This window comes from Pseudomonas sp. rhizo66 (genome assembly GCF_031931925.1).
Classification (GTDB): Bacteria; Pseudomonadota; Gammaproteobacteria; order Pseudomonadales; family Pseudomonadaceae; genus Aquipseudomonas.
Genome location: NZ_JAUJWZ010000002.1, coordinates 228,911 through 240,668 on the forward strand (window position 1 = coordinate 228,911; position 11,758 = coordinate 240,668).

Sequence of the window (11,758 nt, forward strand, 5' to 3'; positions counted from 1 at the left end):
CGCTCATGCGAAGAGGGGCGGCACTATACCGATCAGTGGCGCGCCCGTCTGCACAGTCGTGGTGCAAGCGACGAAACGAGGCTTTGAAACACCCGGCGTTACCGGCGCCGGGCTTGTGCGGAAACTGCTCTTCTGTGGGAGCTGACTCCCCCATTGTTCAGTCCCCGGACATACGGGTCTCAGGGTCAGAAAGTTAAAAAAAAGGGCTTGGGGACATATCCCCAAGCCCTCAAAAGGTGAGAGGTGTCTAGTCCCTCGACCTGGTGAGCGGTGCTACACGTAACGCGTCGGCTCAGGCTTTGAGCGGAACCAGACGCGGAGCAATCATGTTTTCCGGGCGCAGGATGTCGGCGAGACTGGCTTCGTCGAGCAGACCTTCTTCGCGCACCAGTTCCAGCACGCCGCGGCCGCTTTCAAGGGCGATACGGGCGATGCGGGTGGCGTTTTTGTAGCCGATGTACGGGTTCAGCGCGGTGACCAGACCGATCGAGTGCTCGACCAGTTCGCGGCAGCGGGCTTCGTTGGCAGTGATGCCGACGATGCAGTGCTCGCGCAGCATGTCCATGGCGCGTTGCAGCAGGCGGATCGAGTCGAAGATCTTGAAGGCGATCAAAGGCTCCATCACGTTCAGCTGCAATTGGCCGCCTTCGGCTGCCATGGTCAGCGCCAGGTCGTTACCGATGACCTGGAAGGCCACCTGGTTAACAGCTTCCGGGATGACCGGGTTGACCTTGCCGGGCATGATCGAGCTGCCTGGCTGACGCGCCGGCAGGTTGATTTCGTTGATGCCGGTGCGTGGGCCGCTGGACAGCAGGCGCAGGTCGTTACAGATCTTCGACAGCTTGACCGCGGTGCGCTTGAGCATGCCGGAGAACAGTACGAAAGCGCCCATGTCGGAAGTCGCTTCGATCAGGTCGGCCGCCGGCACTACCGGTTGACCGCTGATCAGGGCCAGACGCTGTACCGCCAGCGCTTGGTAGCGCGGGTCAGCGTTGATGCCGGTACCGATCGCGGTGCCGCCCAGGTTCACTTCGGTCAGCAGTTCCGGGGCCAGCGTCTTCAGACGGGCCAGGTCTTCGCCCATGGTGGTGGCGAAGGCACGGAATTCCTGGCCGAGGGTCATCGGCACGGCGTCTTGCAGTTGGGTACGGCCCATTTTCAGGACGTGATCGAACTCTTTGCCCTTGGCCGCGAACGCCTGAATCAGGCTGTCGAGGCTGGCCAGCAGGGTGTCGTGACCGAGCAACAGGCCCAGACGGATAGCGGTCGGGTAGGCGTCGTTGGTCGACTGCGCCATGTTGACGTCATCGTTCGGGTGCAGGTACTGGTACTCGCCTTTCTGGTGACCCATTGCTTCCAGAGCAATGTTGGCGATCACTTCGTTGGCGTTCATGTTGGTGGAAGTACCGGCGCCACCTTGGATCATGTCGACCACGAACTCTTCGTGGAAATCACCGCGGATCAATCGGGCACAGGCTTCGCTGATGGCAGCGTGCTTGGCTTCGCTCAGGTGACCCAACTCGCGGTTGGCGTCAGCAGCGGCCTGTTTGACCATTGCCAGGCCGACAACCAGTTTCGGGTAGTGCGAAATCGGAACGCCCGAGAGACGGAAGTTGTTCACCGCTCGCAGGGTCTGGATGCCGTAATACGCTTGAGCCGGTACTTCGAGGGCGCCAAGCAGGTCGTTTTCTGTGCGGAAAGATGCAGCGGAGGACATGATAGAAATCATCTCGATATGGACCCGGTCTGTGCCGGAACGCTGCGAATGCTAGGCTTGTGGGAATTTTTGGGCCAATGCTGTTCAGCACTGCCCTATGCACATTCGGCATAATGCCCGTGTGACGCCGCCCACGCGGCAGACGTGTGACCTGTTTTGGTGCGTGTCCGGGAGGACGTGATGAATCTGGAAAGCAAATGGCTTGAGGACTTCAGTGCTCTGGCCGCCACCCGCAGCTTCTCGCAGGCGGCCGAACGGCGCTTCGTGACTCAGCCGGCATTCAGTCGGCGGATCCGCAGCCTGGAGGCTGCGTTGGGGCTGACCCTGGTCAATCGCTCGCGTACGCCGGTTGAACTGACAGCGGCGGGGCAGTTGTTTCTGGTGACCGCGCGCACCGTGGTCGAACAGCTCGGGGAAGTGCTGCGCCACCTGCATCATCTGGAAGGCGGGCAGGGCGAAGTGATGCAAGTCGCGGCCGCTCACTCGCTGGCGCTGGGTTTTTTCCCGCGCTGGATCGCGCAGCTGCGTAATGAAGGCTTGAACATCGCCACGCGCTTGGTCGCGACCAACGTCGGTGACGCGGTGCATGCGTTGCGTGAAGGTGGCTGCGATCTGATGCTGGCGTTCTATGACCCGGATGCGGCGATGCAGATGGATCCAGAGATTTTCCCTTCACTGCATTTGGGCCAGACCGAGATGTTGCCGGTGTGCGCGGCGGACGCCGAGGGCAAGCCGTTGTTCGATCTGGAAGGTGATGCGAGCGTGCCGTTGCTGGCGTACAGCGCCGGGGCGTTTCTCGGGCGTTCGGTGAATGGCTTGCTGCGTCAGCGTCAGTTGCGCTTCACCACCATCTACGAAACCGCGATGGCGGACAGTCTGAAGAGCATGGCGCTGGAAGGGCTCGGCATCGCCTGGGTGCCGCAGTTGAGCGTTCGCGCGGAACTGGCTCGCGGCGAGCTGGTGGTCTGCGGTGGCCCGCAATGGCATGTGCCGCTGGAGATTCGCCTGTATCGCTGCGCACTGGTGCGCAAGGCCAACGTGCGCCTGTTGTGGCGCAAGCTCGAAGGCGGCGCTGCGCAAGCCTCCTGAAAAGATCGCAGCCTTCGGCAGCTCCTACATTGGAATGCATATCCCTGTAGGAGCTGCCGAAGGCTGCGATCTTTTGATCTTTCTGGCTGACCTTCAGGTCAATAAAACCGGGCTTTTGCGGCAGATGACAGATGGTCGCGCAGGGGGCTGTTTATTGCTTTCTTTGCGGTATACTGCGCGGCCTTCGGCCGGTACGTCCGGCCATTTTTCGTACAATCAAGCCACGCAACCTGCGTGGCTTGTTGTTTTATGACGCGCCTGCGGGCGCTCCAGAGAGAAGAGGCGCGACGATGAGTGCACTGGTTGGCGTGATCATGGGCTCCAAGTCCGATTGGTCCACCCTTAGCCACACCGCCGATATGCTGGAAAAGCTCGGCATCCCGTACGAGGTCAAAGTGGTCTCTGCCCACCGCACCCCGGATCTGCTGTTCCAGTACGCCGAAGAGGCTGAAGGCCGCGGCATCGAGGTGATCATCGCCGGTGCCGGTGGCGCAGCCCACCTGCCAGGCATGTGTGCGGCCAAGACCCATCTGCCGGTGCTGGGCGTGCCGGTGCAGTCGGCCATGCTCTCGGGTGTCGACTCGCTGCTGTCGATCGTGCAGATGCCAGCGGGCATTCCGGTCGCCACCCTGGCCATCGGCAAGGCTGGCGCGATCAACGCCGCCCTGCTCTCGGCAAGCATCCTCGGCGCCAAGCATCCACAGTTCCACGCGGTACTGAAAACCTTCCGTGCCGAGCAGACAGACAGCGTCCTGGACAATCCAGACCCACGTATTGCCTGAGGTTGTTGAGATGAAGATCGGTGTAATCGGTGGCGGCCAGTTGGGTCGCATGTTGGCCTTGGCGGGTACTCCGCTGGGCATGAACTTCGCTTTCCTCGACCCTGCGCCGGACGCCTGTGCGGCCGCATTGGGCGAACACCTGCGGGCCGATTACGGCGATCAGGATCATCTGCGCCAACTGGCTGATGAAGTCGATCTGGTGACCTTCGAATTCGAAAGCGTCCCGGCCGAGACCGTGGCATTCCTCTCGCAATTCGTCCCGGTCTACCCGAGCGCCGAAGCCCTGCGCATCGCTCGCGACCGCTGGTTCGAAAAGAGCATGTTCAAGGACCTGGGCATCCCGACTCCGGCTTTCGCCGATATTCAGTCGCAAGCCGATCTGGACGCTGCCGTCGCTTCAATCGGTCTGCCGGCCGTGCTGAAAACCCGCACTTTGGGTTACGACGGCAAGGGCCAGAAAGTCCTGCGCAAGCCGGAAGATGTGGTCGGCACCTTTGCCGAGCTCGGCAGTGTGTCCTGTCTGCTGGAAGGCTTCGTGCCGTTCACCGGAGAAGTCTCGCTGATCGCCGTGCGTGCCCGCGATGGTGAAACGAAGTTCTATCCACTGGTGCATAACACCCACGACAGCGGCATCCTCAAGCTGTCCGTAGCCAGCACCGATCACCCGTTGCAGGCGTTGGCCGAAGACTACTCCAGCCGTGTGCTGAAGCAGCTCGACTATGTAGGCGTGATGGCGTTCGAGTTCTTTGAAGTCGACGGTGGTCTCAAGGCCAACGAAATCGCCCCGCGCGTGCACAACTCCGGGCACTGGACCACCGAAGGCGCCGAGTGCAGCCAGTTCGAAAACCACCTGCGTGCCGTTGCCGGCCTGCCGCTGGGTTCGACGGCCAAGGTCGGCGAGAGCGCAATGCTCAACTTCATCGGTGTGGTTCCGCCGGTGGAGAAAGTCATCGCTATCGAAGACTGCCATCTGCACCACTACGGCAAGGCCTTCAAGGCCGGGCGCAAGGTCGGTCACGCCAACCTGCGCTGCGCCGACATGGCCACGCTGCAGGCGCAGATCGTCAAGGTCGAAGCGCTGATCGCCGAATAACGACAGTTTCATGTGGCAGCGGCGGAACCATTCAGGGGCCGCCGTTCTCTCATGGCAGGATGCCAAAGTCTGTCTAGGCTTCGCATATCTACTATTCAGAGGGAAATGCCATGGGAATTATCGGAACCATCTTTATCGGCCTGATCGTCGGCCTGCTGGCGCGGTTCCTGAAACCGGGCGATGACAGCATGGGCTGGATCATGACCATCCTGCTCGGTATCGGCGGTTCGCTGGCGGCCACTTACGGCGGCCAGGCCCTGGGCATCTATCACGCAGGTGAGGGCGCAGGTTTCATCGGCGCACTGGTCGGCGCCATCGTGTTGCTGGTGATCTACGGCCTGATCAAAAAGAACTGATCCAAAGCGACAAAGCCCTCTCTGCCAAAGCGGCGGGGAGGGCTAGAATGCTCGGCGATTCACTGTTCCTTCCTTTCTATACCGAGCACCTACATGCGCCGTCTTCTGTTGACTCTCCTTTTCCTTTGCAGCGGTTTGGCCCATGCCGGCGAACTGCCGGAAACCGACTGGCTCGAACTGATGCCCAAGTCGGACCAAAAGGCCCTTGAGGCCATGCCTGAAATCGACCACAACTCCCCGGAAGCCACCGGCACCTTCACCGAGAAGGGCGGGATGAAGCAGGCCAAAGGTCTGCCGGCGGTGATGTATTCGACCAAAACCGTGGCGTCGATGAACGACAAGCACATCCGCATCGGCGGTTATCCGGTGCCGCTGGAGTCCGACGCCAAGGGCCGCAGCACGCTGTTCTTCCTCGTACCGTATCCGGGCGCGTGCATCCATGTGCCGCCACCGCCGCCGAATCAACTGGTGCTGGTGCGTTATCCGAAGGGTTTGAAACTGGACGATATCTACACGCCGCTGTGGGTGACCGGCACGCTGAAGGTCGAGAAGGTCAGCAATGATCTGGCCGATGCGGCGTATGCGCTGGAAGCGGACAAGGTGCGGGTGGTGCAGGAATCGGATCTCTAAAGCAAAAGATCGCAGCCTTCGGCAGCTCCTACATTGGAATGCATTTCCCTGTAGGAGCTGCCGAAGGCTGCGATCTTTTGATCTTAAAGCGGTTTGCTGGCGACGCTGACGCCCATGGTATGACTCGCCCCCGGCGCGAGCGTGACGATGTCATCCATCACGTTCGCCGTCTCGATGCACAGCATGCGCTGCCAGCCATCGTTATCCATGTCAACCAGCGCTGCTGCGCGGTCGATCCACGGGTTCCAGATCACGGCGGTACGCGAACCTGTAGCCGTCAGCACAATGCGTCGTTCCCAGGTCGGGTCGACGATGCACAGTTGTGGCGGCGCATTGAGGTAGATGCGGTCGGTCTCACCGGCAAAGCGCAGATCGCCTTGCTGACTGTTGATTTTCCAGTCATCCAGCGTCTCGATGTACTGCAAGCCACCCACGCCATCGACGTGCACATTGCGCACGTCACTCACTGCGAAATAGGTGTGCAGCGCCTGACTCAGGCTGACGCTGTCACTGCCACGGTTGTGGCTGGTCAGGCTGAAACTCAGTTGCTCGGACAAATGCAGGGTCAGGGTCAGATCGACTTCGTGCGGCCAGCCCGGCAGGCCCCCTTCGGTGCGGGGCAGCTTGAATTCGACCTTGACGCCATCAGTCTCTGATTCGATGCCGCCCAGCTCCCAATCAATCGCTCGTACCAGACCGTGCGCAGGTGCCGGCTGCTCACCGGTGTACATCGCTTGCACGCTCTGCGGGTTGCGTTCGAACTTGCCGAACCACGGCCAGCACACCGGCACGCCGGCGCGAATGCTTTTGCCCGTCTTGAAGTCGGCCTTGTCGTTGAGCCAGATGATTGGCGGCTGGCCATCAATCTGATAACTGAGGATGTGCGCGCCTTGCTGGGCCACCAGCACTTCGGCCTGACCGTGGCGGATGCGCCAGCAGTTCAATTCATCCAGCTTCACGGCTTCAACGTTGGGCGTGTTCATGGGACAGCTCTCGATCAGACACTTGGGACGATTATCGACCGCAAAACGACCGCGAGGTTTAACGCGCGCGTGGTGGAACCGAACGAGTGCGACCACTGCCGTCGATGGCGACGAAGACGAAGACCGCTTCGGTCACTTTACGCCACTCGCTGGACAGTGGGTCATCGCTCCACACTTCGACCATCATCTGGATCGAGCTGCGGCCGATTTCCAGGGTCTGGGTATAAAAGGACAATTGCGCACCGACTGCCACAGGCACAAGGAACGCCATGCGGTCGATGGCGACCGTGGCGACGCGGCCGCCAGCCACGCGGCTGGCCATCGCCGTACCGGCCAAATCCATCTGTGCTACCAGCCAGCCCCCGAAAATATCGCCAAAGCCGTTGGTTTCACGTGGAAGTGCGGTGATTTGCAGGGCCAGGTCGCCTTGCGGGATTGGATCTTCTTGTTCGAGCTCTATCATGCCGGGGGTGCCTCTGACCCGTGACTCTTCGTTGGTATTGCTGGTGGTAGCCGTCTTCGGGAAAAACGATTCAGCACCGAACATACTACGTTCGTCACGTTTTCCATCAGGCGCCTAAGGAGAAACTCTGCGAAACCGGCTAATCCCGAGCAAAGGGCGGGCCAACGACGTTTTCGCACAGCAACCCCCTACAAACCGGAGCAGGTTGCGAGTATATCGATCGGTAGACTCCACGACGACCATCCGGTTCTCATTTTGACCGTCAAATACGCGCCTCTATGTGCTTTTTCGAACAATTTGCTATGGTGCCGAACCTGCCCAAGCCACCGCCAGCGTTGTTGTGGCGGCAGATCCGACTATAAGAGAAGCCCTTGCCATGACCACAGCGCCTTCGAGCCTCGCGCAGCCCGAGCAACCCGCACGACCGTTGACCCGCAATGACTACAAGACTCTGTCGCTGTCCGCCCTCGGTGGCGCGCTGGAATTCTACGACTTCATCATCTTCGTTTTCTTCGCCACAGTGGTCGGCAAGTTGTTCTTTCCGGCCGACATGCCCGAGTGGCTGCGGCTGATGCAGACCTTCGGCATCTTCGCCGCCGGCTACCTCGCGCGGCCGCTGGGCGGCATCGTCATGGCGCACTTCGGCGACCTGCTGGGGCGCAAGAAGATGTTCACCCTGAGCATTTTCATGATGGCCGTGCCGACCCTGATCATGGGTCTGCTGCCGACTTACGCGCAGATCGGTATCTGGGCGCCGATCCTGTTGCTGTTGATGCGCGTGATTCAGGGTGCGGCGATTGGCGGTGAAGTGCCGGGCGCGTGGGTCTTCGTTTCCGAACACGTACCGCAAAAACACATCGGTTATGCCTGCGGCACCCTCACCAGCGGACTGACCGCCGGCATCCTGCTCGGCTCGCTGGTCGCCACCGCTATCAACAGCATTTATACGCCTGCCGAGGTGTCCGATTACGCCTGGCGGATCCCGTTCCTGCTCGGCGGCGTGTTCGGCCTGTTCTCGGTGTATCTGCGCCGCTGGCTGCACGAAACGCCGGTGTTCGCCGAACTGCAATTGCGCAAGGCTCTGGCTGAAGAGGTTCCGTTACGCGCGGTGCTGCGTGACCATCGCGGCGCCATTGCCATTTCGATGCTGCTGACCTGGTTGCTGTCGGCCGGCGTCGTCGTGGTGATTCTGATGACCCCGACCGTGTTGCAGACGGTTTATCACTTCTCGCCGACCACAGCTTTGCAATCCAACAGCCTGGCCATCGTATTCTTGAGCATCGGCTGCATCATTTCCGGCGCACTGGCGGATCGCTTCGGTGCCGGTCGCGTGTTTGTGTTTGGTTGCTTGGGCTTGCTGGTCAGCTCGTGGACCTTCTATCACAGTCTCGCCGATCACCCGAACTGGCTGTTCCCGCTCTACGCGTTGACCGGTTTTCTGGTCGGCACCATCGGTGCGGTGCCGTACGTGATGGTCAAGGCGTTCCCACCGGTGGTGCGTTTCAGCGGGTTGTCGTTCTCGTACAACGTGGCTTACGCGATCTTTGGCGGGTTGACGCCGATGGTGGTCAGCCTGCTGCTTAAAGAAAGCGCGATGGGCCCTGCCTACTATGTGGCAGTGCTGTGCGCGATGGGGATTCTGGTCGGGGCGTGGTTGTGGAAGAAGGGGCGCTGATCCAAGTTCAGCTATCTAGGGCTCTCGCCAGCGCAAGAGCCTTGTTTCACACTCGCTTGTTGGGAGTCGAGCTCCATGCTCAAGCATGTGAGCTAAGGCGACCGCAGCATGCGGCTCTTCGATAACTTGGTGTTCAACCATTAAGTCTAATAGCCACAAAGCGCCGTGTACCTGGAGCCCGTCTCGTTGTGCCTGGCGCCTCAACCTACCATCTCCAGTTAGTAAAGGGCGGCGTGTTTCCTGTGCCAGAAGGTAACAGGAAACATCAGCCAGGGAGCTGTTGTTGTGCTCGACTCGCAAGCCGTATAAACGCATTACACTGGCTTCATCGAGCGACTCGATAATCAGACCTTGGTCGAGCAATTCGTCGTGGGGGAAGTCTTCAAGTTCCGGCATCACGAAGTCAGTGCAGCACAAAGTGAAAGGCAATCTAAACATCTGCTCCAGTAATCCGGCATTTCTGAAATCGATCCAGATATTCGTATCACTGATGTAGATAAGACTCATGCACTCTCCAGTGAGCCCAAGAAACTCGGGTCCAAGGTTTTTACTGGCCTTCGCAAGAGTTCGGCAGCCCGAGATTTGGTGATCAGCCCCTCCGCCAGCGCCCAAAATGCTAATGACTCAAACCTTTGCGGCGGTTTGCACGGCATCGGTTCAGGTTCTGACTTTCGCCAACCTTTGGCACTGAATTGGATAGTGAGGGATTTATAACCACCTTCGCTGAGTAGCTTCAGATCCTTCAGTCGCCTCAGGGCTGCGTGCATCGATATACCGTATTGCCGCTTCGCAATCAGTAGTTCCTGTGGATGAACCCTAGTGCGAGGATGGCTGCCGAAATCGCTAGTAACGCTTTTGGCGGGATACAGAAATGCCCCCGCGAAACGGTGGCAGCAGTTCTCTTTATCCTTTTCAGGCATCTCCTCTGGTAATGCCATGACCCAATGACCGAGCTCATGGGCGGCAGTAAACCTGATTCGTTCGCCTGGGCGATCAGCATTCAATGCAATTAGGACATGCTCGCCGTCGCCGGTGGTAGCGCAGGCGCCATCGAAATCGTCTGGGCCATTGAGCATTGCAACCTTGATGCTGTGCTCTTCTAGCTGTTCGGTGAGGTTGGCAATGGGGTCAGTGCCGATTCCCCAGAATTGGCGAAGCTCCTCAGCTGCTAGCTCGGCTTCTTCAAGAGAGGAAACTGCAATCATTTGCGCGGGAGTGACAGGAGTGTGGATGTCTGCGGGATCGAAACATTCCTCTAGGGCGATGTATCGCTCGAGGTGCTCTCGAATTTTTTCTTCTACTTGGGCTTGGCGATATTTAGGCATCCTGGCCAGCTTACGAAATTCCAGAGGCGCCAACGGGACCGCTTCTGCACGGAAAAAGTACTCAGGATTGACCTGCAGTGCTTTAGCTAATTGCAGCAGGCGAGTGGAGTTAGGGGTGCTCAACCCCTTCTCATATTTGCTCAATGCTTGTTTGGTTATGTCGCCGAGCTGGATGGCCAGAGCATCAAGGGTTAGTCCTCGTTGCAAGCGTGCGCGGCGAATTCGGTCGTTTATCATGGTGTCCTCTCGTGGTTGACAAGACTATCTTCTGCTAGTGATTTGTCAACCTGACAAGAGTTTCCTTTTTTTAAGACGAGGTCCATGCTGGCCTTTCATCCAATTGTCATATTTCAGCCATAGAGTGTTCACACGGCCTGCTGATACTTGGCCCCGACTTAACACACCCTATCTGCTAGGAGTAAGGCATGAAACTGAAGCGTTTGATGGCGGCAATGACTTTTGTCGCTGCTGGCGTTGCGACCGCCAACGCGTTCGCCGCTGTTGACCCTGCTATCCCGAGCTACACCAAGACCACTGGTGTGTCGGGCAACCTGTCCAGCGTCGGTTCCGATACTCTGGCCAACCTCATGACCCTCTGGGCTGAGAACTACAAAAAAGAATACCCGAACGTAAACATCCAGATTCAGGCCGCTGGCTCCGCCACTGCGCCACCTGCGCTGACTGAAGGCACCTCCAACCTGGGCCCGATGAGCCGCAAGATGAAGGACACCGAACTGGCTGCTTTCGAGCAGAAGTACGGCTACAAGCCAACCGCTATCCCGGTTGCTGTGGATGCCCTGGCCGTATTCGTGCACAAGGACAACCCGATCCAGCACCTGACCATGGAACAGGTTGATGCGATCTTCTCGTCGACCCGTCTGTGTGGCGCCAAAGCCGACGTGAAAACCTGGGGCGACCTGGGCGTTACCGGCGACCTGGCCAACAAGCCAGTGCAACTGTTCGGCCGTAACTCGGTATCCGGCACCTACGGCTACTTCAAAGAAGAAGCCCTGTGCAAAGGCGACTACAAGCCAAACGTCAACGAACAACCTGGTTCGGCTTCGGTCGTGCAATCGATCAGCTCCTCGCTGAACGGCATCGGTTACTCGGGCATCGGTTACAAGACCGCCAGCGTAAAAACCGTTGCTCTGGCCAAGAAGGGCGGCACTGACTTCATCGAAGACACCGAAGAAAACGCCCTGAACGGCAAGTACCCGCTGTCGCGTTTCCTCTACGTGTACATCAACAAGGCCCCGAACAAGCCTCTGGCGCCGCTGGAAGCTGAGTTCGTGAAACTGGTGCTGTCGAAACAGGGCCAGGAAGTTGTAGTGAAAGACGGCTACATCCCGCTGCCAGCCAAGGTTGCTGCAAAAGCACTGGCTGACCTGGGTCTGCAGGAAGGCGGCGCTGTCGCAAAGAAGTAACAAATTGAGTCCTGGGTGAACCCCACGGGACTCAGGTAACAGGCCGGATCTGCGCGCAGACCGGCCTTTTACACACCTCAAATTTTTGATCCTCTGCCAGCCCCGCTGGCGGTGGATTTGCTGCGTCACTGCATTGTCATCTTTCTGTCATACAGGATCGCTAGGGTGAGCGCATGAATGATCTGGCCAATTCCCAAATGACTACTAATCCTCCCAAGCGC

General features: G+C 59.1%; 12 protein-coding genes. 7 read left to right on the plus strand and 5 right to left on the minus strand.

What is annotated here, in order from left to right:
- Positions 1 to 292: 292 nt before the first annotated feature.
- Positions 293 to 1,717, minus strand: a complete 1,425-nt coding sequence (gene aspA, locus QZR14_RS03040; protein ID WP_123454738.1) for an aspartate ammonia-lyase — start codon at positions 1,715 to 1,717, stop codon at positions 293 to 295.
- Positions 1,718 to 1,897: 180 nt separating this feature from the next.
- Here aspA and QZR14_RS03045 point away from each other — a divergent pair, with 180 nt between their 5' ends.
- The 5 genes from QZR14_RS03045 to QZR14_RS03065 all read left to right on the plus strand — a co-directional run bounded on the left by QZR14_RS03045 (position 1,898) and on the right by QZR14_RS03065 (position 5,667).
- On the plus strand, positions 1,898 to 2,806 hold the full coding sequence (locus QZR14_RS03045; RefSeq protein ID WP_095113189.1) for a LysR substrate-binding domain-containing protein: 909 nt from the start codon (positions 1,898 to 1,900) through the stop codon (positions 2,804 to 2,806).
- Between the two features lie 290 nt (positions 2,807 to 3,096).
- Positions 3,097 to 3,588 carry a 5-(carboxyamino)imidazole ribonucleotide mutase gene (purE, locus tag QZR14_RS03050; RefSeq protein WP_007954291.1) on the plus strand — a complete coding sequence of 164 codons (492 nt, stop codon included), beginning with the start codon at positions 3,097 to 3,099 and terminating at the stop codon, positions 3,586 to 3,588.
- Positions 3,589 to 3,598: 10 nt separating this feature from the next.
- A complete protein-coding gene (locus QZR14_RS03055; RefSeq protein ID WP_007920221.1) occupies positions 3,599 to 4,681 on the plus strand; it encodes a 5-(carboxyamino)imidazole ribonucleotide synthase in 1,083 nt (360 codons plus the stop codon).
- A gap of 110 nt (positions 4,682 to 4,791) precedes the next feature.
- The gene (locus QZR14_RS03060) at positions 4,792 to 5,037 is read left to right on the plus strand and encodes a GlsB/YeaQ/YmgE family stress response membrane protein (RefSeq protein ID WP_007920223.1); all 246 of its coding nucleotides are present in this window, start codon (positions 4,792 to 4,794) and stop codon (positions 5,035 to 5,037) included.
- A 93-nt stretch (positions 5,038 to 5,130) separates the two neighbouring features.
- On the plus strand, positions 5,131 to 5,667 hold the full coding sequence (locus QZR14_RS03065; RefSeq protein WP_311995870.1) for a DUF3299 domain-containing protein: 537 nt from the start codon (positions 5,131 to 5,133) through the stop codon (positions 5,665 to 5,667).
- Positions 5,668 to 5,750: 83 nt separating this feature from the next.
- Here the strand turns inward: QZR14_RS03065 and QZR14_RS03070 are convergent, their stop codons facing one another.
- Both QZR14_RS03070 and QZR14_RS03075 read right to left on the minus strand, forming a co-directional pair.
- Positions 5,751 to 6,650, minus strand: coding sequence for a D-hexose-6-phosphate mutarotase (locus QZR14_RS03070; protein ID WP_311995871.1), 900 nt, complete (start codon positions 6,648 to 6,650; stop codon positions 5,751 to 5,753).
- A gap of 58 nt (positions 6,651 to 6,708) precedes the next feature.
- Complete coding sequence (locus tag QZR14_RS03075) at positions 6,709 to 7,113, minus strand: acyl-CoA thioesterase (RefSeq protein WP_003229628.1); 405 nt, start codon at positions 7,111 to 7,113, stop codon at positions 6,709 to 6,711.
- Between the two features lie 376 nt (positions 7,114 to 7,489).
- Between QZR14_RS03075 and QZR14_RS03080 the strand changes: the two genes are divergently transcribed.
- The gene (locus QZR14_RS03080; RefSeq protein WP_250605631.1) at positions 7,490 to 8,788 is read left to right on the plus strand and encodes an MFS transporter; all 1,299 of its coding nucleotides are present in this window, start codon (positions 7,490 to 7,492) and stop codon (positions 8,786 to 8,788) included.
- Positions 8,789 to 8,803: 15 nt separating this feature from the next.
- Here QZR14_RS03080 and QZR14_RS03085 read toward each other — a convergent pair whose 3' ends face one another.
- Positions 8,804 to 9,295 carry a type II toxin-antitoxin system VapC family toxin gene (locus QZR14_RS03085; protein WP_311995872.1) on the minus strand — a complete coding sequence of 164 codons (492 nt, stop codon included), beginning with the start codon at positions 9,293 to 9,295 and terminating at the stop codon, positions 8,804 to 8,806.
- Complete coding sequence (locus QZR14_RS03090; RefSeq protein ID WP_250605632.1) at positions 9,292 to 10,350, minus strand: helix-turn-helix domain-containing protein; 1,059 nt, start codon at positions 10,348 to 10,350, stop codon at positions 9,292 to 9,294. The genes QZR14_RS03085 and QZR14_RS03090 overlap by 4 nt, the downstream gene beginning before the upstream one ends.
- Before the next feature lie 188 nt (positions 10,351 to 10,538).
- Here QZR14_RS03090 and QZR14_RS03095 point away from each other — a divergent pair, with 188 nt between their 5' ends.
- On the plus strand, positions 10,539 to 11,537 hold the full coding sequence (locus QZR14_RS03095) for a phosphate ABC transporter substrate-binding protein PstS (RefSeq protein WP_250605633.1): 999 nt from the start codon (positions 10,539 to 10,541) through the stop codon (positions 11,535 to 11,537).
- Positions 11,538 to 11,758 lie beyond the last annotated feature (221 nt).